The sequence below is a fragment of the Gluconobacter sp. Dm-74 genome (genome assembly GCF_018256135.1).
GTDB lineage: Bacteria > Pseudomonadota > Alphaproteobacteria > Acetobacterales > Acetobacteraceae > Gluconobacter > Gluconobacter cadivus.
Genome location: NZ_JAERLX010000006.1, coordinates 127,414 through 153,105, shown reverse-complemented (window position 1 = coordinate 153,105; position 25,692 = coordinate 127,414). Strand labels below are relative to the sequence as shown.

Below are 25,692 nucleotides of genomic sequence, written 5' to 3'. Positions count from 1 at the left end.
GCACGGTTTACGGACGCTACAGGGCACAAAAAAAGGGGTCTGCCATGAGCAGACCCCTTTTTGCTTTCCGCAGGTCTTCAGAAGAACCGGCGGAGACGCCTCAGTTGGACGGGGCAGCGTCTTCAGTCGGTGCGGCATCCGTCGCAGCGGACGTCTTCTTGTGGCGCTTGTGCTTGTGGTGATGCTTCTTGCCGGAATGCTTCTTCTTGGGCGTCTCGGCTTCAGCAGCCGGAGCGGCTTCTGCAGGAGCGGCCGGAGCAGCGGCTGCGGGAGCCGGTGCAGCAGGAGCTTCAGCGGCAGGTGCAGCAGGAGCGGCCGTCGTAGCAGGATCGGCGAATGCCGGAGCAGCCGTCAGAGCCAGAGCAGAAACGGCGGCGATCAGGGACAGATTGAAAAGACGCATCTGGAAACGAGGCTCCATAACAAAATAAAGACGGATCACATTCAGACGGTCTGAAGTGGTCTCGTCCATAACGTTATCATTCCCGCGTCATACGGTCGCGCATTAACTTTATGAAATTTCAGTCTCTTACGCGTGCAGAGTGCGAATACGCCTCAATTCAGACAAAGTCCCTTATCGTCCATAGAAAAAGGCGTGTCCCAAACAAAACGGAACACGCCTTTTTCTTGAAATCCCGTCCTGAAAGAGGCGGTTCAGCTTGCGCGGGACTTCGTGGCGCGCTTGCGATCATGCGGGTCCAGATGCAGCTTGCGGATCCGGATGGCAGACGGCGTCACTTCGACCAGCTCATCGTCTTCGATATAGGCGATGGCCTGCTCAAGGCTCATGCGGCGCGGCGGCGTCAGAAGCAGGGCTTCGTCCTTGCCGGAAGCACGCATGTTGGTCAGCTTCTTTTCGCGGACCGCGTTGATGTCGAGATCGTTCTCACGGGAATGCTCGCCAAGGATCATGCCCATGTAGATCTTCTCGCCAGCATCGACGAACATCGTGCCGCGATCCTGAAGGGAGAACAGCGCGTACTGCGTCGTCGTACCGTCTTCAGCCGAAATCAGCGAGCCGTTACGGCGGCCTTCAATCGTGCCCACATACGGCAGATAGCCGTGGAACAGACGGTTCATGAGGCCCGTACCGCGCGTGTCGGTCAGGAACTCGCCGTGATAGCCGATCAGGCCGCGCGACGGGATCAGGAACGTCAGACGAACCTTTCCGCCACCGGACGGACGCATGTCCTGCATGACGCCCTTACGGAGCGACATTTTCTCAACGACAACGCCCGAATACGGCTCGTCCACGTCGACCAGAACTTCTTCGAACGGCTCTTCGCGCTCGCCGGTCTCTTCGTTTTCACGGAACAGAACGCGCGGACGGCCGATCGTCAGCTCGAAGCCTTCACGACGCATCGTCTCGATCAGAACGCCGAGCTGAAGTTCGCCACGGCCGGCGACTTCGAAGGCTTCGCTTTCCGGGCTTTCCGTCACCTTGATGGCCACGTTGCCTTCGGTTTCCTTGAAGAGACGGTCACGGATCTGGCGCGACGTCACCTTCTTGCCTTCACGACCGCCCAGCGGGCCATCGTTGATGCGGAAGGTCATGGACAGGGTCGGCGGATCGACCGGACGCGACGGCAGCGGCTCGTTGATGGACGGGTCGGCGATCGTGTCGGGAATCGTCGCTTCGGACAGACCGGCCACGGCCACGATGTCACCGGCTTCGGCTTCTTCCACAGGCACGCGATCGAGGCCACGGAAGGACAGCAGCTTCGTCAGACGACCGGTTTCAACGATCGTGCCATCCGGACGCAGCACGCGCACCGGCATGTTCACCTTCGCACGGCCCTGATCGATACGACCCGTCAGGATGCGGCCCAGGAAGTTGTCGCTCTCAAGAATGGTGGAGACCATTCCAAACGGCGCATCCTTGTCAACGTTCGGCTGCGGCACATGGCGCAGCACGAGGTCGAACAGCGGAGCGAGGTCCTTCTTCGGTCCGTCCAGCTCCAGATCGGCCCAGCCCTGACGGCCCGAAGCGTAGAGCATCGGGAAGTCGAGCTGGTGCTCGTCGGCGCCGAGGGAGGCGAACAGATCGAAGATCTCTTCGTGCACTTCGTCCGGACGGGCGTCGGAACGGTCGATCTTGTTGACGACGACGATCGGGCGGATGCCACGGGCCAGCGCCTTGCCAAGCACGAACTTGGTCTGCGGCAGCGCGCCTTCAGCGGCATCGACGAGGATAATCGCGCCATCCACCATGCTCAGGATACGCTCGACCTCACCGCCGAAATCGGCGTGGCCCGGGGTATCGATGATGTTGATGCGGGTTTCTTTCCACACAACGGACGTGCACTTGGCGAGAATGGTGATGCCACGCTCGCGTTCGAGGTCGTTGCTGTCCATCGCACGATCAGCAACATGCTGATTGTCGCGGAACGAGCCGGACTGTTTGAGAAGCGCGTCAACCAGCGTGGTCTTGCCATGATCGACGTGCGCGATGATGGCGATATTACGGAGTTCCATGTGGTCTTCCAGACGGGAGGCATCGAAGAGAGGATTTGCGCCGTCTTCTGCACCGAATCCCGCCAATATGCAAACTCTGTCACCGTCTTTTCGTCCTGAAGATGCCTTGAGCCTGCGGGAAAGCTGGGCCACATCTCACAAAACACCGTCCCTTTGAGGAACTCAGACCATGTCCAACCACCAGCCCACTGGTCCCTCCGCCCCCGGCACCGACGCCCTCAGCCAGCTTGGCCGCGCCACCACGACGCCGCAGAGTCCCGAGGAAGCCGTTCTCGAACGCGTCCCCTCCCCGCATCAGGGACGGCAGTATGTGGTGCGCTTCACAGCCCCGGAGTTCACCTCTCTCTGCCCCGTCACGGGACAGCCGGACTTCGCGCATATCGTCATCGACTACATCCCCGGCGAATGGATCGTGGAGAGCAAGTCTCTCAAGCTCTTCCTGACCAGCTTCCGCAATCATGGCGCGTTCCATGAAGACTGCTCCATCGCGATTGCCGAGCGTCTGGTGGCGCTGCTTGATCCGCAATGGCTGCGGATCGGGGCGTACTGGTATCCGCGCGGCGGCATCCCCATCGATGTGTTCTGGCAAACGGGCGAGCCGCCGAGGGGCGTGTGGATTCCCGCACAGGACGTGCCGGGTTATCGCGGTCGCGGCTGAAGCGTGACTGAAGCCGCCGCCATCGCCCGCTCCAGCGGCCCTGTGACGCAGGCGCGACTGGTGGTGGATCTGCAACGCCTCGGCGTCCTGCAGGGGATGACGCTTCTGGTTCATAGTTCCCTGAGCCGGATCGGCTGGGTTTGCGGGGGGGCGCGAACGGTTATCGAAAGTCTGCTTCAGGCGGTCGGCTCGGACGGGACGATCGTCATGCCAGCGCAATCCTGCGAACTGAGCGACCCGTCAGGCTGGTGCGACCCTCTTGTGCCGGAAAGCTGGTGGGAGACGATCCGCGCGACCATGCCGCCCTATGATCCGCATCTGACGCCGACGCGGGGCATGGGACAGATTGCCGAAATTTTCCGGACATGGCCCGGCGTGCAGCGCAGCGCCCACCCGCAGGTTTCATTCACCGCTCTGGGGCCGCTGGCGGCGGATATTCTGGCAACTCAGCCGCTGGAAGATCCGTTCGGCACCCTCTCCCCGCTTTCGGCTTTGTCAGACCATAACGCACAGGTTTTGATGATCGGAACGGGCTGGGACACCTGTACGGCGCTGCATCTGGCCGAGCGCCTCGCCGATCCTGACGGGCCAAGATTTCAGGACGGAACCTGCATCACGGCAGTCGGGGAACGCCGTTGGATCAGCATCAGCCTCCCCGAGACGCAGACGGAGCGTTTCGAGCCTTTTGGTGCAAGGCTCGACGGAAACAGCCTGCTCCGCCACGGGCATATCGGTTCGGCGGCCTCACGCCTGTTCCCGCTAGCCCCGGCCATTCGCATGGCCGCACAGCACTGGAGCAGACAGGAACAGCCGCCGCAAAGCGATCAGTAAGACGCGCTGATCTCGCCAAGGAACATGCGCCCGGCAGACGGCGTGGCGCGGTTGGAGAACAGGCTCTGGTAATTCAGGCGGTTCGCCAGATTATAGCCGTTCATCGCTACCTTCCAGTGCTGGTTGAAGCGGTGTGAAATCATGGCGCTGAAGTCCAGATTGGCCGGAGCGCGGAACTTGTTGGCCGCATCCAGCCACACATGCTCGCGCCATGTCAGGCCGCCGCCAAACGTCACGTTGTAAGGCTTGCCTGCGAAAGCGTTATAGGCCGACCACAGCGTTGCCTGATTATGCGGCACATACTGCACGTTCTTTCCACGATTGGCTTTCGTGGCGGAATAGGTGGTGCTGCTGTCATACAGGGCATAGGTGGCAGACACGTTCCAGCCCGGCAGAATAATGCCGCCAACGGACAGTTCGAGCCCCTGATTTCGCTGTTTGTCGGACGATCCCGTGATTTCGCCCGTCACCGGATCGGCATTCAGCGCATTGCCCTTGTCCAGCCGGAACAGCGACGCCGTCACGCCCAACCGGTCGTGCAGAATGCTGTACTTGGCCCCGAGTTCATAAAGCTGCGCCTTTTCCGGGCTGGCGAACGAGTTGGTGCCGGGACGGATGGGCACGGAGCCGTTGGTCACATACATGCCCATCGGCGTCGTGGAATTGGCCCATGTGAAATAGTAGGTCTGATGCGAATCCGGCGTCAGAACGAGGCTGGCATTGGGGTTAAACACCCCGCTCACATCATGGAAATGCTGGTCAGGGTTCTTCGCAACATTCCCACCCGTCATGTTGTAGCTCGTCTGCCAGCGGTCCCAGCGGAACCCACCCTTGAGGGACAGCCAGTTCGTGAACCAGATCTGGTCGAACAGGAACAGCCCGGTGTCGAACCCGTATCCGTTGCTGTGTGACTTCGCGCCCAGCGATCCCAGCGAGACAAGCCCACCCGGATTCATATCGCCCGGCACCAGATCCAGATTTCCAACATGCGGATTCGGATTGACGAGGTTCGCATAGGGCTTCGGCTTCAGATAGGTCGACTGCGAGCGCACGTCATTAACGCGCTCGATGTCAAAACCTGCGACGACCTGATGACGCAGGAACCCCGTATGGAAATCCGCAACCATCGAGCCGACATTCTGAACGGACCAGCTCGTCTGCTGATACGGCAGCGGTGCCATATACGTCCCAGGTCCCGTCCCAGCGCCCGCACCGACCGGCCCCGAGCGGGCCACAAGCGCCTTGGACGGATCGCCGCTGAAATAGTTGTTCACGCAGGTCGTATCGCAGGTCGCCTTGGAGGCCGCGAACGTCCGGTAATATTCGCCGCCGCGCAGATCATCATAGAACGTGATATGTTTGTTCAGCTTGAAGCTGAAACGGGCCGTTTCCATGTTGGCGTTCGTTGCGTTCTGGTCATTGTCCGTGCCGTACCAGTTGCTGCGGCGGATGCCATATTCCGTGATGGGCTGACCATAAGCCGCGCCCGGCTTCGTCACGACCGGCACACCGAAATCCGGAATCGAATTTTCCTGCTGGTGCATGTATTGCAGAACCAGCGTCGTTCTCTTGCCGATACCAAAAGCCAGCGACGGCGCGATGCCCCAGCGATGGGAATAGAGATTGTCACGCCCGACGATATTGTGTTCGTCGCCCATGCCCGTGACGCGGAAGGCCGTTGAATCGTTGATCTTCTGATTGACGTCCAGCGTCCCGCGATAATAGCTGCCAGACCCGCCGGAAAACTCGGCATTATAATGGTTTTTCAGACCGGGCGTTTTGGTGACCATGTTGATGGCGCCGCCCGTCGTGCCATTCCCAAACACTTCGGAAGACGGCCCCTTGATGACCGAAACGGTTTCGAAATTGAAGGCATCGCGCGAATAGACGCCGAAATCCCGCAGTCCGTCTTCGTAGATGTCATTCTGCGCCTGAAAACCGCGAATCAGGAACTGGTCGCCGTTCATACCGCCCGCGCCCTCACCGATGGACGTCGTCACACCCGGAACGTTCCGCAGTGCCTCGTCAAGGGATTTCACGTTCTGCTGCTGCATCAGGGCCTGCGGCACCACGTTGATGTTCTGCGGCGTATGCATCACGTCCTGCGGCATCCGCGACAGGCCGGTAGAGTCATGCATGGTGTTAAAACCATGTCCCTGCACCGTCAGATATTCCGCATCCGCGCCTTCAAGACTCTGGGTCTTGTTCAGGGATTTTGCCGCAGAGGGGGCCTTGGGGTTCGGTTTTTCGTCTTTTTTAACGGGGTCCGCCGCATAGCCCTGTGACGACATCAGCAGCGTTCCCGCAACTGAGAGTGAAGTAATATGCGTGCGCAGCGAACCGGTCATTGAAGGCCTCTTGGTTACGGACATGTCTCGTTATGTTGCAGAGGCAAATATTAGAAATAAGAATCATTCGCAATAAGTTTTTAAAAAAATATTCTCCCGGATCAAAAACCCTCCCAAAACACATCAGGCTCTCCACCCCGCATACAGAGGATGGAGAGCCTGTCAGGTCTCTTCAGAATTTTGCAGACGTCAGAGCGTAATGCCGAGCTGACCCTGAAAATACAGCAGGGGCGCGCGGTTTTCGTCGAGCTCAAGCGAAACAGGACGCGCCATGAATAGCGCATGCGTACCGCCCTGGAATGTTTCGACCAGTTCGCAGTGCATCTTCACCAGCGAATCCCGGACAAAAGCCGTCCCGTCTGCCGAGCGTTCGATCACGTCGGAGCCGAACTTGTCGCCTGTGCGGCTGGCGAAGAGCATCGCCACGTCCTTGTGGTCGTTGCCCAGAATGCTGAGGCCGAACATGCCGGCTTCCGCAATCGCGCGATAAGTCGCGCTGGCACGGTTGAGACAGATCAGCAGCAGAAGCGGATCGAGAGATACGGAGGTCAGGGCGCTAATGGTCGCCCCCTGCTCGCCTTCGCTGCCTTTGGCCGTCACCACAGCCACACCCGTGGCGAAATGGGACATGGCCTTGCGGAAATCGGTGTCGTTCGGAGTCGTCATGCAGACTCCTTGCCATAATCCGACGCGCAGCGCACCTCCCCTCCAGAAACGAACAGGGTGCAGGGATCAAGATCCCTGCCGGGTCCGGGCAGAGCCCGGATTATCCTTTCAAAACCCCAAAGTCATATCCGCCCCGAACAGAATGCGGCCCATATGGTGCTGGTCATCGAACGGGCGCGTGCCGTTGAGAGAACGGTCAAAACGCAACTCCGGCCGAAACTGGAGCAGCTTGATGTGATGCCCCACATCCGGCCGCCAGACAGTGTTGAGCGTCAACGCGCCATAGGTCGTGGCGGGAGCGGACACAGACCGCGTCGGATTGCCAAGCAGAGCCTGTGCATAGCCTTCATTCTCGGCAAAACTCGTCACGAAACTGCCGGTATTGTCCCGATAAAGCTCAGCCCGCGCATTGACGGTCAGGTTCGGGTGAATGTGCCACCCACCCCACACCACCGCGCTCCATGTGTCGGCCCGTAGCCCTTCGTCATGAAGCTGGTTCACTTCCGCCGTGACACTCCATTTTTTCGAGAAGGTCCAGGTTCCGTTCAGATCGTTCCAGTACCGCATGGCCCCGTTGGCCCTCGGCCCCAGAGCACGCACGGCATCTTCTGGCCCGACCCTCAACAGATAGGTGAAGGACAGATGACCGTCCGCCAGATCATTGCCCGTCACACCCAGATATCCGGCGGGGCGGTCATTGTTATCCCCCCGCCCGAAGGACGTCTGGTTGCCGGTGTCCGCGCCAAACTGAAGATCGAAATGCTTGTCCAGATGAAGCTGGAACATGCCTCCCACATGCTCGAACGGCGTGGAATATTCGGTCGTATACGCCAGCGTATAGAAGGCGCGCGTCGAAGGATCGAGCGTCTCCACGCCCATGGGCGACGTCAGAATCCCGATCTGCCCATCCAGCCCCCGGCTCGTGAACCACGGCATATGCAGCGCGACATTGGCAAAGGCCGGCATGGCCTGATAACGGCCATTGATCCAGCGATCAGAGACGCCCGCGATCGTGTAGCTCCGGGCATCAGAGCCATAGAGCATCCGCAGGTTCATCCCCAGCCCATACCCATCCCCGATCGGATCGACGGGTTTGGTGAATGTGAAAGTCAGCTGGTTCAGCGTGGCCTGATCGGCATAGGGCGAGAGAAGCTGGCCGAAATTGAGATTGTTGGCGGGATGGCTCGAACTGCCCATGACGCCGCCTTCGATCTGCGCGCCCAAGGACACATCGGAAAACCATTGATCCGTCCACGCTTTGTCCTGCGTCTCCGCGGCACGCGCCTGCGCGCCTGCCAGCAGAACCGCAAAAACCACCCTCAAACCCAGGCCCAAACGCTGCCTCATGCCATCCACCTTCCGGTTGCATGAGGCAGCCCATAGCACAGGCCCGATTTTTTACTTAATGTTGCTAAAGAGGAATATTTCTCAGAATTTCGCCGTTTTCGGGTCTGCACCCATCCGGCCATCCGCACGATCCATCCCTGCGATGGTCTGCATGTCGTCGCCGTCCAGCACAAAACCGAACACATCCAGATTTTCCGCGAGGCGTTTCGGATTGACGGATTTTGGAATCACGATCAGTCCGTTCTGAAGATGCCAGCGGATCACGACCTGAGCCGGAGTCCGTCCGTGTTTTTCAGCAATCGCCCCGATCCGCTCATCACTCAACACACGCCCCTTACCAAGCGGACGCCAAGCTTCGGTACGGATATTGTGCTTTTCGTGAAATTCCCGCAGGGCGCGCTGCTGGAAATCGGGATGGAGTTCAATCTGGTTGATGACCGGCACCACGCCCGTCGCATCGATGATTCGCTCCAGATGTTCCGGCTCGAAATTGGACACACCAATGGACTTCACACGACCGGATTTCTTCAGCTCGACAAGGGCCTTCCACGTCTCGACATACTGCCCTTGATCCGGCATTGGCCAGTGGATCAGATACAGATCCAGCACCGGACGACGTAGCAGACGCGCGCTTTCCTCATAGGCCCGCAGAGCATTGTCGTAACCCTGCTCGTCATTCCACACCTTGGTCGTGAGAAAAATTTCGGGATGGTCCTCCAGACCTTCGCCGACCCCGGCTTCATTCTTGTAAAGCCGCGCCGTATCAACGGAGCGATACCCGAGTTTCACGGCTTCCCGAACAATATCAGCGGTCTCGTCCGGGGGCGTCTGCCAGACACCCAGACCGATCTGCGGCATGGTGTTGCCATCGTGAAAGGAAATCTCTGTCTGGGCATCGGCGGATGGAACCTGTGACGACATGTCTGCCTCCTTGCAGGACTTAAAGAAAAATCATCAGCGCGTAGGGTGCTGGCTTTTCAACGCAGGCTCTGGACGGACGGTTCAGTCTCCGTTGAGCAGAAGGGCCAGCTTGCGGTTGAACGTCTCGACCGTGAAGGGCTTGACCAGAAGCGCACATCCGGGTGCAAGCGACTGATTTCCGATGATGTTCTGCTCGGCATACCCCGTGATGAACAGCACTTTGAGCGACGGCCATCGCGCCAGCATCTGCTCGCCCAGTTCGCGACCGTTCATGCCGCCCGGCATCCCGATATCGCTGATGAGAAGCGAAGGCGGCGCGCCTTCCGCCACGAGCGCCTTCGCGGACGGCCCATCGCAGGCGCCCTGCACGATGCCGCCCAGATCCGCCACCATATCCGTCACGATCATCCGCACCGCCTCCTCATCATCCACGACGAGCACGCGCAATCCTTCCAGAAGACGGGGTTGCGGCGCCGAAGGCAACGGAGGAGGCTCCGGACGCAAAGTCTCCTGCCCCTCATAACGCGGCAGCCAGAGGGACACGGCGGTTCCCTGCCCCGGAGCAGAACGGATCTCCACCTTTCCGCCCGATTGCTGGGTAAAGCCGTAGATCATGCTCAGCCCCAGCCCGGTTCCCGCCCCCTGTGGCTTGGTCGTGAAAAACGGATCGAAAGCACGCTGGACGACCTCGGGCGACATCCCACAGCCTTCATCCTGCACCGTCAGAACCACATAGTCGCCCGGCGGGATCGCCGTTTCGACAGACCGTGTCCGCCCCAGAATCCAGTTGGCACTCTTTACCCGCAGCGTGCTTCCCTGCTCGTGCATGGCATCGCGGGCATTGATGCACAAATTAAGGATCGCGTTTTCAAGCTGATTGGCATCCACCCGCGTCCGCCACAGATCCGGCTGAAGATCCAGAACAAGATCTATGCCCGGCCCGACCGTCCCACGAAGCAGGCTTTCCAACCCCTGAACCAGCACATTCATGTCCGTCGGGCTCGGATCGAGGGTCTGACGCCGCGAGAAAGCCAGCAGACGATGGGTCAGCGACGCCGCGCGCCGGACCGCCTCCTGCGAGGCCGTAATGTAACGCCCCAGACCGTCCGTCCGCCCCTGTGCAATCCGCAGCCCCAGAAGTTCCAGTCCCCCGCCGATCCCGGCCAGAAGATTGTTGAAATCATGCGCCAGACCGCCCGTCAGCTGGCCAACCGCCTCCATCTTCTGGGCCTGACGAAGCTGTTCCTCCAGTTCGTTACGGCGGGTCAGATCCCGCCCGACCGCATAGATCGCATCGCCTTCGTCATTGCAGCTCCAGTTATAGGTCCGCCAGGAGCCGTCATGCCGCCGCATCCGCACATCCAGCCCCGCCGCCGGCCAGGGCGTGCCTTCCATAAGACGCGCAAACGTGTCCCGGACGGTCCGCTTGTCATCGGGGTGACACAGCGCATCCAGCCGCAGCCCGGCCAGTTCGTCCATTCTGTAGCCCTGCATCTCTTCCCAGCTTGGGCTGACCGCAACGTAATAGCCGTGACGGTCAATGATGACGAACAGATCTTTTGCGATGTTCCACAGCCGATCGCGCTCGCGGGTCCGTTGCAGGATCCGCTCTTCGAGCATGACGTTGAGGTCCCGGATCTGCTGCTGGGTCCGGGCCTGACGCATGGACGCATGGGTGCGGTCCGCCACAGCACGGGTGAAGACGATTTCCTCATCCGTCCAGACATGCGGCACGTCGTGGCAGACGAACATCAGCCCCACAAAGCGCCCGAACTTGAAAATCGGAATAGCAAGAAACGCGACGATCCCCTCGGCCATATAACGTGCGCCATGCCCAGCCGTCAGAACATCCGTATGGACATCGGTAATGGCGACGGGCTCACCGCGCCCCAGAGGCGTCCGGAATTCCCCGTAATCGGCAAACATCCGGACGCCCACAAGCGGACGTCCGGCTTCGGCAATGCCGCCGACGGTCATACCGGTGCCGTCGTCATTGACCATGCCGTAGCCCGCGCCACTGGCATTCAGTTCCCGGCAGATGATCCGGACCGCGACCTCTTCCATCATGCTGGTATCGTCGAGCGCGCGAAGCTGGTCCCCCAGTTCGACGAGCGCTGCCTGTCGCAAAGCCTGCCGCTTGCTCCGGTCGATATCGAACACAATCCCAGGGAAGCGGGCCACACGCCCCTCTTCCCCCAGATCGCAGCGCCCGTTGCCCTCGAACCAGCGCTGTCCCTCGGGCGTCTCCGCCCGGAATTCGAAGCGGCATTTTCCGCCCCGCCGCGTCGCCGCCGTGACAGCCTGCACCACCGCGAACCTGTCCCGTGGGTCAACCGCGTCGTAAATCACATTGGGCATGACGCCCTCACGCAGCCAAGCCGGGTCCAGCCCCAGCGTCAGAGCCAGCCGGGCATCGCCCATCATCCGCGATGTGCTGTCATCCCACATCCATGTCCCGGCGATTGCCCCTGCATCAAGGGCTAGCTGAAGCCGCTCGGCAGACTGGTTGGCGTCCGTCAGATCGCGCCCGATCGCCAGCAGACGCTGCACGTCCCCGTCTTCCCCGAGCACAGGGGTAACGACCACATCCCAGAAGCGGCGCGTGCCCTTCATGGTCATGGCATAGCCCTGAAACCGCGCCGTTTCGCCCTCAAGAGCGCTCTGCACCGCCAGAGCTGCCCGCCGACGCGGTTGCCCGCGCCACAGATCCACCCAAGGCAGCCCGTGCATGATGATCGGACTGTCCATCTCCATAGAGCGGACGCCCCCTTCGTTGACGAAGCGGATACAGCCGTCGCAGTCGAGAATATGGATGCAGTCCGGCAGGCTCGACAGCAACAGCCGGGTAAAGGATTCACTGGATCGCAGGGCTTCGGCGGTCAGAGACGCGGAGGAGACGTCCATCGCCAGACCGACGCTGCGCCGTCCATCGGGGCGGCTGTCGTCTTCCCGCCACCCGCGCAACAGCACATGACGGAGCATGGGCGTATCCTGCGCCGTATGATCCCCCGCGGACGACTGTGCAGGCTGGTAAGAAAAGCGTGAGGGTACCAGAATCCGGAAACGCAGTTCGTAGCCGCCTTCGTCCCGGAGTTCGTCCTCAATGCTGTCATCATAAATGAACCGGTCATCCGGATGCAGGAACTCCAGCAGTTCATCGACTGGGACGCCGACTGCAAGCCGCTCTGGCGGCAATCCCCACAGCCCGGCGAAGCGCGCATCTCCCGTCACCATCCGCATCGCAAAATCGCAGCGATAGAACGCCACATCCGCCGTCTCCGCCACGCGCTGCATCCGCAGCTGCATCCGTTCGACGGTCGCATGTTCGCGGGTGATATGTTCCTCCGGCGTTTGGGGAGCAGGCTGTTCGCGCAGCAGATCGTCCACCTGCAACTCACACAAGGCCCGGACATGCTCCAGCGCCGGAGCATTCTGCCGTACACACAACCAGACCTCCACAGCGCCGGACCGCACCGGAAGAAGACATACCGTGCACACGCCAAGAGACTGACCGTCCATGAGACAGGCCGCACCCTCTGCGGCAATCGCGCTCCCGCCGCCGTCCAGAACCCGCACGCCCTGACTATCCCGCACCAGAAGTGCGGCTTCTCCGCCGCCTTCAGCCGCAGCAAGGGCCAGAAGATGACCGCACAGAATCGAGGCACGGCCGCCAGCAGGAGAAGACTGCAGCACCAACGCTTCCGTTTCCCGGTCCGTCTCCTGCACGCGATCCATCAACCCACTCCCTCAGCCCTGCCCGCCCGGGCACGTCTCCTGCGGGAACTGTATCACTCCATGACAGAACAGGCGATCTGATGCCGAAACGCAGGACTTGCCGAAAAATACGGAACGGGAGAAAACTGTGGCGCAACTGCACCGGCAGCGAAAATCCCGATAATTATAACATATAATTTTGAATATTTTCCCAATTACGCGTTATAGTTTAAGGCTCAAGATGGCGAATCATGGTGCCTGTCACAGAATAGCCCTCTCCCTCGTATCCCGGTACAGGCCCCCTGCCCCGGTTTTTTCTGCTTTTCCCTGACAGGCCCGCTTTGCGGGTCGCCGGAGTTTCCCCGTCATGAGCGACACAGTGCTCACTTCCTCAGCCACCCCCACCAGACCGCCGATGGTCGGACGCATGATGTTCGCCGTCATTCTGGCCGCGATCGCCGGCCTGATGTTCGGGCTGGACGTGGGCGTCATCTCCGGTGCGCTCGGCTTCATCCGTGATGAGTTCCACGCTTCCGATTTCGAACAGTCCTGGATCGTGTCGTCCATGATGTTCGGCGCGGCTCTGGGTGCACTGGGCGCGGGCCGGATGTCCTACGCTTTCGGACGCCGCCGCGCGCTGATCTTCAGTGCGTTCCTGTTCGTCGCAGGCGGATTGATCTGCGCGCTGGCAGCCTCCGTCTCCGCATTGATCATCGGACGCGCGATGCTCGGACTGGCCATCGGCATCGGAAGCTTCGTCGCCCCCCTCTACATTTCCGAAGTCTCGGACGAAAGCCGCCGCGGCAGCCTCGTTTCGATGTACCAGCTCATGATCACGTTCGGCATCCTGCTGGCTTTCGTGTCCAACGCCATCCTGTCCTACAGCGGCTCATGGCGCTGGATGCTCGGGATCATGGCCATTCCGGGCGTGTTCTTCCTGATCGGCTCGTTCTTCCTGCCCGACAGCCCTCGCTGGCTGATGCTGCGGGGACGCCATGAAGAAGCCCTGTCCATCATGAAGGAACTGCGCCACGACCCCGAACACGCCCATCAGGAAATCCGCGACATCCGCGCACAGATCCATGACCGTCAGCGCGGTCTGGCCATGTTCCTTGAAAACCCGAATTTCCGCCGCGCCGTCATGCTGGGCATCTGCCTCCAGATCGCGCAGCAGCTCACGGGCATCAACGTCGTGATGTACTACGCCCCGCGCATCTTTCAGGAAGTCGGCTTCGGCTCCAGCGGACAGATGTGGGGCACGGCCATCGTCGGGGTAGTCAACTGGCTTGCGACCTTCATCGCCATTGCGTTTGCGGATAGCTGGGGCCGTCGCCAGATGCTGATCACCGGCTTTGCCATCATGGCAACCGGATTGGCCATGCTCGCCGCCATCATGTCGGGAAGCGTCGGAACGTCGGACCTGTCTCATTACCTCGCGATTGCGGTCCTGCTGTGCTTCATCGCCGGCTTCGCGTTCTCGGCTGGTCCGCTGGTCTGGGTGCTGTGCTCGGAAGTGATGCCGCTTCAGGGACGTGACTTCGGCATCACCTGCTCGACGGTCACAAACTGGGTCACGAACATGGTCGTCGGTGCGACATTCCTCGGGCTGCTGAGCACACTGGGATCGGCCAACACCTTCTGGCTCTATGCCGGACTGAATGCGCTGTTCATTTTCCTGGTGCTGTTTTTCGTTCCCGAAACCAAGGGCGTCTCCCTCGAATCCATCGAGACCCGCCTCAATCAGGGCATCAAACTGCGGAATATCGGTCGCTGAGGCCTTTGTTACAGCCACAAAAAAGCCCCCGTTCCAAATGGAACGGGGGCTTTTTTGCATCCGGAGTGTTTCAGCCTCGAGAGGCTGCGATCTTCCGATCGGTCTTATACTGGCTCAGCGCATACACCGACCAGATGGCAGCCGGAATCCAGCCAATGATCGTCACCTGAAGCAACAGACACACCAGACCGGCAAAAGGACGGCCAATGGTGAAGAACTGGAGCCAGGGCAGAAGCAGGGCAAGAATGAGACGCATGGTGCGCTCCTTTCACAAAGAGACTGTATCAGCAGTGATCGGTGAGAAACGCGCCAGATGCAACTCCAGATCCCTCAGACGCTCAGAGTGAGGCCCCTACCGGTTTGGAAGACGCCGTCTTGGTGTGCATCCACCCACCTTCAAACCCAGCGCGCTCCAAACCGGCCCGCAGATACGGATTTTTCTTCATGGTGTTCCAGACCAGCCCGCTGCGCCAATTTTCCAGCATCAGCAGGATCGGCCCCTGATCGATCCCAAGCTGCTGACCATCGACCCAATAGGATTTCTGATCGGCAAAAGACGGATTGAACGCATCAAGGAAGCCGTACTTGTTATAAATCCGGTCCCCATAGCGCGCGCGCATTTCCTTGAGCGCCGGCAGAGCGATTTCCGGCGCAAACGCGATGGACCCGCCCACAGCCGTCGGCGCGATCGTGCCATCATCCAGAATATAGTCACGCCCGGCGCCACGGGCACTGTAGGCCAGATAATGGCGCTTCTTACCGTCATAAACCTGCTGCGCATCCCCCGGACCATCACAGGCCGTCAGCCCCCAGATATTGGGACCATAATCCTTCCAGTCGCCCGGATTGGCCTGCGCGTAAGCCCGCTGGGCATAGGCGGCTTCACGGCCATTCTGGAAATAATCGACGTTATGGGCGCGGTCCCAGGCATCCTGAACGCCCCGGAAGTCGATCCAGGATTCACTATACTGATGGCCGAACATCGGCGCGAAATTCAGCATCTTGTGCCCCTGAAAATCGCCCCACTGGCCCTCATAAGTCGCCGTCCAGGCCTTCCAGGTCTCGGCCGGGAGCGGATGCGTCGGCGAACCCAGTGCCTGAAGATAGATGATGAGGCCTTCGTTATAGCCCTTCCAGTCGCTCGGCAGGAACGTACGCGGCGGCATCCAACCCATGCTGAGCCACGGACCATGGGCCTTCATCCATGTCCAGTCGATCCGGCGGTACAGATGATCCGCAATATCGCGGATTTCCTTTTCCTGCGGCGTATCGCGATCAAAATAGGACTGCGAGAACAGCACGCCCCCCATCAGAAGCGCCGTATCGATGCTGGACAGTTCAGACCAGTCCGCAACACGCAGGCCGGTATTGGGGTCGAGGAAATGATAGAAGAACCCCTTATAGCCCGCAGCGCCCGCAACATGATCGTTCTGTGGCAGGCTGGCTAAAAAGCGCAGCGTCGTCAGCGTCCGGTCCACGGCCTGCTGACGCGTGATGTAGTTGCGCTCCACGCCAATACCATAAGCCGTCAGTCCGAAACCGACACTCGCGATACTGGCCGCTCCATTGGGCAGCGGTGCACGGTCCGGCACCAGACCGTTCTTCGGATTGGCGGTTTCCCAGAACCAGTTGAACGTGCGCTTTTCCAGATCATCGACAAAAGCAGCATCCGCAGCCGGAAGGCTGGAGGGCTGGAGGGCTGTTGAAAGCGCCGTGCTGGCCGTCGGGGCCGCCTGAGCGGTCTGAAGCGTCAGGCTCAATGCACCTAGTGCAAATCCTGCCTGACAGAAATGGGAAATCCGGGATTTCCACCTCTGCCCTGTCGCGGCGGCTGGAGAGAAAAACGGGACTTCAGAAGTCCGCTGCGTCCGGTTCTGCATGCTCATGCGGGGGAGGATAAACAGAAGGACCGCCCGCAACGCACCCACCGTTACATCAACTTTCTGTGATACTCGAAAAGTGTTGAAACTCCGCCCTTGTTCCGCAAAGCCTCACGACAGGATCACGGGGAGATGTAACATTATTGGTATCTGAAACGACACTCTCCGAAACCTGCAGCGAATCTGCCGCGCACAACATGCGGGCGGCGATCTCAGCCGTCACGAATGTTGCGATCACCTCCGGGCGCTTGTCCCGCACACCGAAATCCCCGATCGGACAGACCAGACGATCGATCCGCTCCTGCGGAATGTCGATCTGGCGGAACGCACTCTCGAACCGTTTGCGCTTGGTCCGCGACCCGATCATCCCGACATAGCGCAGATCACCCCGCTCCAGCGCCGCCCCCGTGATGACCGCATCCAGCGTATGGCTCTGCGTCAGGACCAGAACGCCTGATCCGGCAGGAGCCCCCTGCACAAGCGGCTCCCATTGCTCTGTCACCAATGCCTCCACGCCCGGCGGCACGATCCCGAACTCCTCCTCCCGTGCATCGACCCAGACCAGTCGCAACGGCAGCAATGCCAGAGACCGGGCGAGCGCACGGCCCACATGCCCGGCCCCGAACAGCAGCAGTTGCGGCAGTTTTTCTCGGTCAGCGCGCAGTTCATCCTCAAGAGCGTCAGGATCACTCACCCCTTCCATGCGGATCGTGACAGCCCCGCCGCAGCACTGATTGATAGCCGGCCCGAGGGGAATATGGCGCTCGACCGCCCCTCCGCCTGATGCCAGAAGCGCGCGTGCCTCCGCCATGCAGTCCCATTCCAGACGTCCGCCCCCGATCGTACCGCTCTGTTCGGTGCGGGTGAGGAGCATGAACGCGCCCTCCTCGCGAGGTGTCGAGCCCTGTGCGTGAATGACGGTCAGGCGCACCATCTCCTGCCCTTCCGCCCGCCAGCGCAGAACATCGGCAAGCATGGTCAGCCAGCCTTTTCCCGCAGCGCCATCAGGGTTTTCAGAACCCGCTCCGGCGTGGCGGGCGCATCCAGCTTCGGACAGGTTCGGTAGTCGTCCAGACTGGCGATGGCATCCGAAATAGCCTGCAAAACCGCAACCCCATGCACGAAAGGCGGCTCTCCCACGGCCTTGGAACGGAAAATCGTCTCCTCCCGGTTGGGCGCGTTTTCCAACAACTCCACATTGAAAATCCGGGGCCGATCCGAACAGGCCGGGATCTTGTAGGTACTGGGCGCATGAGTCCGCAGACGCCCAGCTCCGTCCCAGACCAGCTCCTCCGTCGTCAGCCAGCCTGCGCCCTGCACGAAGCCGCCCTCGATCTGTCCGATATCGATATCCGGGTTCAGGGACTGCCCGGCATCATGCAGGATATCCACACGGTCAATGCTGTGCTCGCCCGTCAGCAGATCGACTGAGACTTCCGCACAGGCCGCGCCATAGGCGAAATAAAAGAACGGTCGCCCGCGCCCCGTCTCGGGGTTCCAGGAAATCTTCGGCGTCTTGTAAAACCCATTCGACGACAGCGACACCCGCGCGAAATAGGCCTGCCAGGCAAGCTGCTGGAAGGTCATGATTTCCGCGCCGACATGAACACCATCGGGTCGGAAATGGATATCTTCCGCCGCCACGCCCCATTTTTCAGCGGCGAACGTGATCATCCGGCCCTTGATTTTCCGCACCGCGTCCAGCACCGCCATGCCGTTCAAATCCGCTCCCGAAGACGCTGCCGTGGCGGACGTGTTCGGCACTTTCCCGGTCGTGGTGGCCGTGATGCGGACGCGATCCGCCATCAGACCGAATTCACGCAGGACGATCTGCACCATCTTGGTGTGCAGCCCCTGCCCCATTTCCGTCCCGCCGTGGTTCACCTGAACCGAGCCGTCCGTATAGACATGCACCAGCGCGCCGGCCTGATTGTAATGTGTGGCCGTAAACGAAATCCCGAACTTCACCGGCGTCAGCGCGATCCCGCGACGGATAATGCGGCTGGTGAGATTGAACGCCCTGATCTCGGCTTTTCGCGCCTGATAATCGCATCGCTCGACCAGCTTCGTCAGGATCTCGGCCGTAATCGAGTCCTCGACTGTCATGTGATACGGCGTGAGATTGCGCGTCCCGGTTCCATAAACATTCCGCAGTCGGACCGCCACGGGATCAAGTCCGGTCGCAAACGCCACTTCCTCAATCACGCGCTCCGCCGCGACAATGCCCTGCGGCCCGCCAAACCCGCGATAAGCCGTATTGGACTGGGTATTGGTCCGCAAAGGTTCGGATTTCAGCCGCACATCGGGATAGAAATAGGCGTTGTCAGCGTGAAACAGCGCCCGATCCGTCACCGGACCAGACAGATCCGCCGCCCAACCGCACCGCGCGGCCAGAACCATATCTACGGCCAGAATGTCGCCCTCATCGGTGAAGCCGACATCGTAATCAATCAGAAAATCATGCCGCTTTCCCGTCGCCATCATATCATCATCACGGTCCAGACGCGCCTTGACGGCCTGACCCGTCCGGTCAGCGGCGATGGCGGCCAGGCAGGCCCAGGCATTGGCCTGAGTCTCCTTGCCGCCGAACGCGCCGCCCATCCGTCGCACTTCCGTTGTGACCAGATGATGCGGACGGCCCAGCACAGCAGCCACCAGATGCTGCGTCTCGGACGGATGCTGCGTGGACGACCAGACGCGCATTTCTCCGGCCTCTCCGGGCTGGACAAGCGCGGCCTGCCCTTCCAGATAGAAATGCTCCTGCCCGCCAATCTCAATCTGCCCCGACAGGCGCCGCGGCGCGGCTTTCAGACCGCGTTCCACGTCCCCGCGCTGCATGGTCAGGGAGCGCCAGACCATCGGGCTACCATTTTTCCGCGCCTGCGCGATGTTCAGGATCGCGGGCTTTTCCTCGTATTCGATCTTTGCCAGCCGCACGGCCTGCCGCGCAGCCTGACGCGAGGTCGCCACCACTGCGAACATCGTCTGCCCCCAGAAATGGACATGATCCGTCGCCAGAAGCGGTTCGTCTTCCCGATGCACCGGGCTGATCTGGTTCTCGCCCGGCACATCATCCGCCGTCAGCACACACACGACACCCGGCGCGGCGCGCACGGCGTCCAGATCCATCGAGACGATCCGCGCATGAGCCTTCGTGCTCAGCCCCGGCACAAGATGCAGCGTCCCGCGAGGCTCGGGCAGATCATCAATATACGCCGCCTGCCCCGTCACATGCAGCAGCGCGCTTTCATGCTTCATGCTGGTGGACGCGGCGCCGGGAACGAGATCAGACATGCGCCAGCCCTCCCGTCCGGGCGAGACGCGCCTGTTTGCTTCCTGTCGTTTCCTCAAAGAACCGCGTCAGCAGATTGGCGGCCACGGTCTGCCGATACCAGGCACTCGCCCGCATATCAGTCAACGGGGCGAAATCTTCCAGAATGGCCGCCCGTGCAGCGTCCAGCGCGTCCTCATCCCAGACCCGTCCAAGCAGCGCCGCTTCAGCGCCCGACGCCCGCTTCGGCGTGGCCGCCATGCCGCCATAGGCCAGCCGGACCTTGGTTATCCGGCCCTGATCGTCCGTCTCGATCATGAAAGCGCCCAGAACGGCGGAAATATCCTGATCGAAGCGCTTGGAAATCTTGTAGGCGCGGAACTGCGCACCCGGCGCGGGCTCAGGAATACTCAGAGCCTCCACGAACTCGCCGGGCTGCCGGTCCTGCTTTCCGTAAGCGATGAAATAATCTTCCATCGCGATGGACCGACGCTCCGCCCCGCGCCGCAGATGCAGCGTCGCGTTGGCCGCGATGAACATCGGCGGGCCGTCCCCGATCGGGGAGCCATTGGCAATATTCCCACACACCGTCGCGCTGTTCCGAACCTGCGTGGAGCCCAGACGACGGATCATTTCCCCCGCATCCGGTAGTAGCTCCGCAATGGCCGGGCGCGCGTCCTGATACGTCACCGCAGCCCCGATCCGCAGTCCTTCAGCCGTTCTGGTCAAAGCCCGCAGTTCCGGAACCCGCCCGATCGGCACGACATGCTTCAGACGACGCATCCCCTTTGTCACCCACAGCCCCACATCCGTGGCACCCGCAACAATCGTCGCCTCAGGATCGGCCAACAAAATCTCCGCCAGATCATCCACGGACGCCGGAATGCTAAGCATACCCTCTGGTCCATCAAGCCGCACGCTCTCGCCGTCCTGCAACGCGGTCAGACGGTCGGTAATAGCCTCCACCTGCGCATCGAAACGGTCCGGCCCCGCCGCCATCGCCTGTTTCATGGCCCGCACGATCGGCGCATAACCGGTGCAGCGACACAGATTGCCGGCCAGTGCATCATCAATGGCCTGATCGTCCGCCTTGGCCCCTTCGATCTTGCGATAGGCCGCCATCGACATAACGAAACCCGGCGTGCAGAACCCGCACTGCGAGCCATGCTGCTCGACCATGGCTGTCTGCACGGGATGCGGCGCATCGGCCGTTCCCAAGTCTTCGATCGTATAGACCTGCGCGCCGTCCAGCATACTGACGAACTGGATGCAGGCATTAACCGCCCGCCAGTTCAGCCGCCCGTCTTCAAGCCGGACCACCAGCACCGTACACGCCCCGCAATCGCCTTCATTGCAGCCCTCCTTAGTACCGGTCCGGCCACGGTCACGCAGCCAGTCTAGCAGGGTCAGCGTCGGGGACAGATCCCTGAGCGTGCAGAGGTCTTCCCCCAGATAAAAACGGACAGTCTGGCGCATCGGGCGAAATCTCAGGCAAAAATACGAGGGGGCGTGCAGACTTCTGTGCCCCACTGCAGGCGTTGCCGTCTATATCCAAGATCGGAACGAAGCGTTGCCTTTTCTAGAGCAGGGGATAATGGCAGGCGACCATCCGGCCTTCCGCGATCCTGTGGAGTTCCGGGTGCTCCTGAGAACAGCGCGGCTGGGCGAGCGGACAGCGCGTATGAAACGCACAGCCCTGCGGCGGACGGATCGGGCTCGGCACGTCGCCTTTGAGCGGTAGAGGCAACGGCCGGTCCGGGCGTGGCACCGCGTTCAGCAACGCCCGCGTATAAGGGTGGGCCGGGGCTTCCAGAACCGCCAGCACGTTCCCTTCCTCCACAATCCGCCCCAGATACATGACGGCAATCCGGTCCGCCATCTGCCGCACGACCGCCAGATCGTGAGAGATGAACACACACGCCACACCCAGCGAATTACGCAGATCCCGCAGCAGATTGACGATCTGCGCCTGAACCGACACATCCAGCGCAGATGTCGGCTCATCCGCGACCAGCAGATCCGGCCCCAGCATCAAGGCCCGCGCAATGTTCAGCCTCTGCCGCTGCCCACCCGAAAACTCATGCGGATATCGAGACAGAACGGACGACGACAAGCCAACCTGTTCCAGCAGCGTCCCGATCCGCTCCGCAATGCCGGTCCGCCCATGAATGCGCATCGGCTCCGCCAGCGTGTCACCAATGGTCCGGCGTGGATTGAACGTCGAGGACGAGTCCTGAAACACCATCTGCATCCGCGGCCGCCAGCGCCGCAGCGCCCGGTCCGACAGGCCGGAAATCCGCTCGCCTTCAAAGAACACCTCGCCCGAACTCGGCGCTCCAAGCCCGATCAGCGTGCGGCCCAGCGTGGACTTGCCACAGCCGGACTCTCCTACCAGCGCCAGAGCCTTCCCGCGATGCACAACCAGCGACACATCGCTCACAGCCCTCAGGGTTTCACCACGCGCGAGGCGATAGTGTTTGCTGAGGTTTTTCGCTTCAAGCAGGACAGTCATGCGTCGTACAGCACGCAGGCCACGCGCCGCCCTTCTTCCGGTTCCCGCAACGCAGGGCGCACGGCACAGTTCGGTCGCACGAAGCGACAACGCGGCGCGAAAACACAGCCCTCCGGCCGCGCATCCGGGGCAGGAGGACGCCCCGGAATGGTAGGCAGGGCATCAGGCCTAGGACCATCCAATGGCGGGATCGCCTCCAGCAACGCCTGCGTATAGGGATGCAACGGTCGTGCCATCACCGCCGCAACCGGCCCCTGCTCCACGACAAGCCCCGAATAGACGACCGCGACATGCGTGCAGGTCTGCGCCACGACGCCCATATCGTGCGTAATCAGCATGACACCCGCCCCGCTATCGCGGATTTCGCACAGCAGCGTCAGGATCTGCGCCTGCACCGTAACATCAAGCGCCGTGGTCGGTTCGTCTGCGATCAGAAGTGCGGGGCCACAGGACAGCGCCATCGCGATCATGGCGCGCTGACGCAGACCGCCCGAAAGCTGGTGCGGATAGCGCTTTGCCGCGGCTTCCGGATCGGACACTCCCATCCGCCCGAGCAGAGCCACGGTCCGCGCCCGCGCCTCACGACGGCTGAGGCGCTCATGCAGGCGGATCTGTTCATCAATCTGCGCGCCGATGGAGCGAACCGGGAGGAACGCCGTCATCGGGTCCTGAAAGATCATGGCCATGCCCGCACCACGCAGACGCCGCCACTCCCGATCCTTCATTCCCAGAAGTTCACGCCCCTCAAAGCGAATGGAGCCCGAAGCTTTCAGACCCGGCAGCAGCCCCATGACGCTCATGGCGGTCAGGCTCTTTCCCGATCCGGATTCACCCACCACGCCCAGCGCATCCCCGCGCCGCACACTCAGGGACACGTCTTCCAGCAGCGCTGTTCCGTTCGGCAGTTCCAGATGCAGGTGATGCAGCTTCAGAAGCACTTCAGCCTCCATGCCGTCCCTCCCTGATCCTCGGGTCCAGCAGGGCATACAGCCCGTCCACCAGCGCATTGGCGATGACGACGAAAACGGCGGCATACATGACAGTCGCCATGATAAGCGGCAGGTCGAGCGTCGCCAGCGCCTGATAGGTCAGCCGCCCCACGCCCGGCAGGGCGAAAACAACCTCCGTCAGAAGCGCCCCCCCACCCAGAAGCTGCGCGAAATCCAGCCCGAACAGCGACACATAACTCAGCCATGACAGCCGCAGACCATGCCACAGCCACACCCGCACCGGCCCCGCCCCCTTGGCGCGCGCCGTGCGAATGGAATCCTCGCCCATCGCCGTCAGCAGTTCGGACCGCAGAACCCGCGCATAAAGGCCGATAAAACAGACTGCCAGCGTCAGAGATGGTAGGAACAGCGCCTTCGCCCAGCCCCAGGGGCTCTGCGAAAACGGCACATATCCCAGCGGCGGCACCCAACGGAACAGAAACGTGTCATGCCAGCGGCTCTGCGTGACGAGATTGACGACCTCGCCCAGCCAGAACACCGGCATGGACAGACCAATCAGCCCCAGAACCATCAACAACCGATCCACCCAGCTATCGCGCAAGACCGCCGAAGCAATCCCGAACACCAGCGACCCACTGACCCAGAAAAACGCGGCCCACAGTACGAGCGAGAGCGTCACCGGGGCCGCCTGCAACACTTCAGGCACAACGCGCTGACCGTGATTGACGAAGGACGTCAGGTCCCGGCTCACGAACAGCTTCTGCATCATCGTCACATACTGCACCGGTAGCGGACGATCGAAACCATACTCCGCCCGGATGCGCGCCACGACCTGCGGACTGGCCCCGCGCCCTGCAATTCGCGCCGTTGGGTCCGCACCCGGTGTCGCAAAGAAAATGCAGAACACCAGAACCGAAATCCCGAAAATGACCAGCAGCATCTGCCCGGTCCGTGAGGCAAAACTCCGGATCATCGGGCCGCACCTTTCGGATCAATCTGATCCCGCAGCGCATTGCCCAGAACATTCAGCGCCAGAACGGTCAGGACGATCGCAACACCCGGCGCAATCGCCACCGCAGGGCGCGTATAGAGCAGCCCTTCGCCGTCCTGAATGATTGTTCCCCATGACGCCGCCGGAGCCTGCACCCCGAGCGACAGGAACGACAGTGCGGATTCCGCGAGCATGCACAAGGCCATCACCAGAGGCGCGAGCACGGCCATGGTCGGCATCAGCCCCGGCAGGATCTCCCGCCACAGAATACGGAAATCCGACGCGCCCATCCCCCGCGCCGCCATCACAAACCCTGCCTGAGACAGACTCAGCGCCCGCGCCCTGAAAGGCCGCGCGGCATAGGGCACATAAACCAGCGCAATAATCCCGATCGGAATCAGCAGATTATCCGCGCCGATGGTGATGAACCCAAGCCGGATGCCATGCCCGACCGTGACGACGGAAAGCGAAATAGCAAACAGATAAACCGGAATGGCCCAGAGCATGTCCAGAATGCGCGACAGGATCAGGTCGATCCAGCCGCCGAAATATCCCGCGCAAATCCCCAGACACGCCGCCAGACACAGACAGAACAGTGCGGAGGACGATGCAATCAGAAGCGAATTGCGGCCGCCATAAAGCACACGCGCCGCGACATCCCGCCCTTGCGAATCCGCGCCCAGCACATAAGGCCCCGGCCGCCAGTCTGGCCCAATCGGGCTCAGACCCAGATGCAACGGATTGTCATTCGGCTGCATAAGATCGACGCGCTGTCCATTACGGATCGTGGTGCCCGCAATATCGGACGAGAACGGATCGACGCCGTTCAGGGTGGCGTAAAGCGGGGCGCACAGGCAAGCAACAATGATGAAAGCCAGAAGCAAGGCCGCAAATGCACCGTCACGACGCGTGAGAACAGCGCGGACAACCCGCCGGTAACTTCCTTCCACGCCTGCTCCCATTCGTTCCGGTTTGCGTTGTTTCCTGTTCTACAGCACGAAACCACCCGGACAGAAGAGGCTCTTCGCAATCAGGTAAGATCGAGGGCCGGTTTGCGCACATGCAGACGGATGCGCTGCTGGAGCGTCCCCAGATCGGGAAGGAGTTCATTATGAAGCGCACGCACGCTGTCATGCGCGGCATAAAAGCGCCGTTTCCCGCTGCTGCTGACCAGAATGGCCGCGCCGAGGAAAACGCCGTTGATTTCGATGATGGTTGAACCAAGCATGATGCCGGACCCTGAAGAAAGAGCCCGACAATTCAGTGTCGGGCGTTATGACATGCCGGAGGCAAATGCCTCCTGACCTGAAAAAAGGCAGCGCGATTGCTGCGAGCTACACATTCGACACATCAT

General features: G+C 61.2%; 20 protein-coding genes. 3 read left to right on the top strand and 17 right to left on the bottom strand.

The window, feature by feature from the left end; genetic code table 11:
- Positions 1 to 100: 100 nt before the first annotated feature.
- Positions 101 to 472: a hypothetical protein gene (locus tag JK208_RS10430; protein WP_249202094.1), complete on the bottom strand. Its 372-nt coding sequence runs from the start codon at positions 470 to 472 to the stop codon at positions 101 to 103.
- A 182-nt stretch (positions 473 to 654) separates the two neighbouring features.
- Entirely contained in the window at positions 655 to 2,475 is a 1,821-nt protein-coding gene (gene typA, locus JK208_RS10425; RefSeq protein WP_099286351.1) for a translational GTPase TypA, read from the bottom strand.
- A 169-nt stretch (positions 2,476 to 2,644) separates the two neighbouring features.
- Between typA and queF the strand changes: the two genes are divergently transcribed.
- Both queF and JK208_RS10415 read left to right on the top strand, forming a co-directional pair.
- A complete protein-coding gene (gene queF / locus JK208_RS10420; RefSeq protein ID WP_211576099.1) occupies positions 2,645 to 3,133 on the top strand; it encodes a preQ(1) synthase in 489 nt (162 codons plus the stop codon).
- Between the two features lie 3 nt (positions 3,134 to 3,136).
- The gene (locus JK208_RS10415; RefSeq protein WP_211576098.1) at positions 3,137 to 3,964 is read left to right on the top strand and encodes an AAC(3) family N-acetyltransferase; all 828 of its coding nucleotides are present in this window, start codon (positions 3,137 to 3,139) and stop codon (positions 3,962 to 3,964) included.
- On the opposite strand, the gene JK208_RS10410 is transcribed toward JK208_RS10415, so the two are convergent.
- The 5 genes from JK208_RS10410 to JK208_RS10390 all read right to left on the bottom strand — a co-directional run bounded on the left by JK208_RS10410 (position 3,958) and on the right by JK208_RS10390 (position 12,981).
- Positions 3,958 to 6,312, bottom strand: a complete 2,355-nt coding sequence (locus JK208_RS10410) for a TonB-dependent siderophore receptor (protein WP_211576097.1) — start codon at positions 6,310 to 6,312, stop codon at positions 3,958 to 3,960. The two genes, JK208_RS10415 and JK208_RS10410, sit on opposite strands and share 7 nt — an antisense overlap.
- 189 nt (positions 6,313 to 6,501) lie before the next feature.
- Complete coding sequence (locus JK208_RS10405) at positions 6,502 to 6,978, bottom strand: flavin reductase family protein (protein WP_211576096.1); 477 nt, start codon at positions 6,976 to 6,978, stop codon at positions 6,502 to 6,504.
- Positions 6,979 to 7,086: 108 nt separating this feature from the next.
- Positions 7,087 to 8,325, bottom strand: a complete 1,239-nt coding sequence (locus JK208_RS10400; protein WP_211576095.1) for an outer membrane beta-barrel protein — start codon at positions 8,323 to 8,325, stop codon at positions 7,087 to 7,089.
- Positions 8,326 to 8,406: 81 nt separating this feature from the next.
- Entirely contained in the window at positions 8,407 to 9,246 is an 840-nt protein-coding gene (locus tag JK208_RS10395) for an aldo/keto reductase (protein WP_211576094.1), read from the bottom strand.
- Between the two features lie 81 nt (positions 9,247 to 9,327).
- Positions 9,328 to 12,981, bottom strand: a complete 3,654-nt coding sequence (locus JK208_RS10390; RefSeq protein WP_211576093.1) for a PAS domain-containing protein — start codon at positions 12,979 to 12,981, stop codon at positions 9,328 to 9,330.
- Positions 12,982 to 13,327: 346 nt separating this feature from the next.
- Between JK208_RS10390 and JK208_RS10385 the strand changes: the two genes are divergently transcribed.
- On the top strand, positions 13,328 to 14,734 hold the full coding sequence (locus JK208_RS10385) for a sugar porter family MFS transporter (protein WP_283092424.1): 1,407 nt from the start codon (positions 13,328 to 13,330) through the stop codon (positions 14,732 to 14,734).
- Between the two features lie 70 nt (positions 14,735 to 14,804).
- Here JK208_RS10385 and JK208_RS10380 read toward each other — a convergent pair whose 3' ends face one another.
- The 10 genes from JK208_RS10380 to JK208_RS10335 all read right to left on the bottom strand — a co-directional run bounded on the left by JK208_RS10380 (position 14,805) and on the right by JK208_RS10335 (position 25,566).
- Positions 14,805 to 14,990 carry a YqaE/Pmp3 family membrane protein gene (locus JK208_RS10380; protein WP_099286269.1) on the bottom strand — a complete coding sequence of 62 codons (186 nt, stop codon included), beginning with the start codon at positions 14,988 to 14,990 and terminating at the stop codon, positions 14,805 to 14,807.
- An 82-nt stretch (positions 14,991 to 15,072) separates the two neighbouring features.
- Positions 15,073 to 16,620, bottom strand: a complete 1,548-nt coding sequence (locus tag JK208_RS10375; RefSeq protein WP_211576092.1) for a glucoamylase family protein — start codon at positions 16,618 to 16,620, stop codon at positions 15,073 to 15,075.
- A 49-nt stretch (positions 16,621 to 16,669) separates the two neighbouring features.
- Positions 16,670 to 17,590 carry a xanthine dehydrogenase accessory protein XdhC gene (gene xdhC / locus JK208_RS10370; protein ID WP_211576091.1) on the bottom strand — a complete coding sequence of 307 codons (921 nt, stop codon included), beginning with the start codon at positions 17,588 to 17,590 and terminating at the stop codon, positions 16,670 to 16,672.
- Between the two features lie 2 nt (positions 17,591 to 17,592).
- The gene (gene xdhB / locus JK208_RS10365) at positions 17,593 to 19,908 is read right to left on the bottom strand and encodes a xanthine dehydrogenase molybdopterin binding subunit (protein WP_211576090.1); all 2,316 of its coding nucleotides are present in this window, start codon (positions 19,906 to 19,908) and stop codon (positions 17,593 to 17,595) included.
- Positions 19,901 to 21,361, bottom strand: coding sequence for a xanthine dehydrogenase small subunit (xdhA, locus tag JK208_RS10360; protein WP_211576089.1), 1,461 nt, complete (start codon positions 21,359 to 21,361; stop codon positions 19,901 to 19,903). The genes xdhB and xdhA overlap by 8 nt, the downstream gene beginning before the upstream one ends.
- A gap of 103 nt (positions 21,362 to 21,464) precedes the next feature.
- Entirely contained in the window at positions 21,465 to 22,397 is a 933-nt protein-coding gene (locus JK208_RS10355) for an ABC transporter ATP-binding protein (RefSeq protein ID WP_211576088.1), read from the bottom strand.
- The gene (locus tag JK208_RS10350) at positions 22,394 to 23,347 is read right to left on the bottom strand and encodes an ABC transporter ATP-binding protein (RefSeq protein WP_211576087.1); all 954 of its coding nucleotides are present in this window, start codon (positions 23,345 to 23,347) and stop codon (positions 22,394 to 22,396) included. The genes JK208_RS10355 and JK208_RS10350 overlap by 4 nt, the downstream gene beginning before the upstream one ends.
- Positions 23,337 to 24,320 carry an ABC transporter permease gene (locus tag JK208_RS10345; RefSeq protein WP_211576086.1) on the bottom strand — a complete coding sequence of 328 codons (984 nt, stop codon included), beginning with the start codon at positions 24,318 to 24,320 and terminating at the stop codon, positions 23,337 to 23,339. Before JK208_RS10345 ends, JK208_RS10350 begins: the two co-directional genes overlap by 11 nt.
- The gene (locus JK208_RS10340) at positions 24,317 to 25,300 is read right to left on the bottom strand and encodes an ABC transporter permease (protein WP_211576085.1); all 984 of its coding nucleotides are present in this window, start codon (positions 25,298 to 25,300) and stop codon (positions 24,317 to 24,319) included. The genes JK208_RS10345 and JK208_RS10340 overlap by 4 nt, the downstream gene beginning before the upstream one ends.
- A 68-nt stretch (positions 25,301 to 25,368) precedes the next feature.
- Entirely contained in the window at positions 25,369 to 25,566 is a 198-nt protein-coding gene (locus tag JK208_RS10335; protein WP_194267568.1) for a hypothetical protein, read from the bottom strand.
- Between the last annotated feature and the right edge of the window lie 126 nt (positions 25,567 to 25,692).

What these genes read in the sequence shown, in the direction of transcription:
- JK208_RS10430 (WP_249202094.1), bottom strand. Translation starts at nt 472, where the DNA reads ATGGACGAGACCACTTCAGACCGTCTGAATGTGATCCGTCTTTATTTT.
- typA (WP_099286351.1), bottom strand. Translation starts at nt 2,475, where the DNA reads ATGGAACTCCGTAATATCGCCATCATCGCGCACGTCGATCATGGCAAG.
- queF (WP_211576099.1), top strand. Translation starts at nt 2,645, where the DNA reads ATGTCCAACCACCAGCCCACTGGTCCCTCCGCCCCCGGCACCGACGCC.
- JK208_RS10410 (WP_211576097.1), bottom strand. Translation starts at nt 6,312, where the DNA reads ATGACCGGTTCGCTGCGCACGCATATTACTTCACTCTCAGTTGCGGGA.
- JK208_RS10405 (WP_211576096.1), bottom strand. Translation starts at nt 6,978, where the DNA reads ATGACGACTCCGAACGACACCGATTTCCGCAAGGCCATGTCCCATTTC.
- JK208_RS10400 (WP_211576095.1), bottom strand. Translation starts at nt 8,325, where the DNA reads ATGAGGCAGCGTTTGGGCCTGGGTTTGAGGGTGGTTTTTGCGGTTCTG.
- JK208_RS10395 (WP_211576094.1), bottom strand. Translation starts at nt 9,246, where the DNA reads ATGTCGTCACAGGTTCCATCCGCCGATGCCCAGACAGAGATTTCCTTT.
- JK208_RS10390 (WP_211576093.1), bottom strand. Translation starts at nt 12,981, where the DNA reads ATGGATCGCGTGCAGGAGACGGACCGGGAAACGGAAGCGTTGGTGCTG.
- JK208_RS10385 (WP_283092424.1), top strand. Translation starts at nt 13,328, where the DNA reads ATGAGCGACACAGTGCTCACTTCCTCAGCCACCCCCACCAGACCGCCG.
- JK208_RS10380 (WP_099286269.1), bottom strand. Translation starts at nt 14,990, where the DNA reads ATGCGTCTCATTCTTGCCCTGCTTCTGCCCTGGCTCCAGTTCTTCACC.
- JK208_RS10375 (WP_211576092.1), bottom strand. Translation starts at nt 16,620, where the DNA reads ATGAGCATGCAGAACCGGACGCAGCGGACTTCTGAAGTCCCGTTTTTC.
- xdhC (WP_211576091.1), bottom strand. Translation starts at nt 17,590, where the DNA reads ATGCTTGCCGATGTTCTGCGCTGGCGGGCGGAAGGGCAGGAGATGGTG.
- xdhB (WP_211576090.1), bottom strand. Translation starts at nt 19,908, where the DNA reads ATGTCTGATCTCGTTCCCGGCGCCGCGTCCACCAGCATGAAGCATGAA.
- xdhA (WP_211576089.1), bottom strand. Translation starts at nt 21,361, where the DNA reads ATGCGCCAGACTGTCCGTTTTTATCTGGGGGAAGACCTCTGCACGCTC.
- JK208_RS10355 (WP_211576088.1), bottom strand. Translation starts at nt 22,397, where the DNA reads ATGACTGTCCTGCTTGAAGCGAAAAACCTCAGCAAACACTATCGCCTC.
- JK208_RS10350 (WP_211576087.1), bottom strand. Translation starts at nt 23,347, where the DNA reads ATGGAGGCTGAAGTGCTTCTGAAGCTGCATCACCTGCATCTGGAACTG.
- JK208_RS10345 (WP_211576086.1), bottom strand. Translation starts at nt 24,320, where the DNA reads ATGATCCGGAGTTTTGCCTCACGGACCGGGCAGATGCTGCTGGTCATT.
- JK208_RS10340 (WP_211576085.1), bottom strand. Translation starts at nt 25,300, where the DNA reads ATGGGAGCAGGCGTGGAAGGAAGTTACCGGCGGGTTGTCCGCGCTGTT.
- JK208_RS10335 (WP_194267568.1), bottom strand. Translation starts at nt 25,566, where the DNA reads ATGCTTGGTTCAACCATCATCGAAATCAACGGCGTTTTCCTCGGCGCG.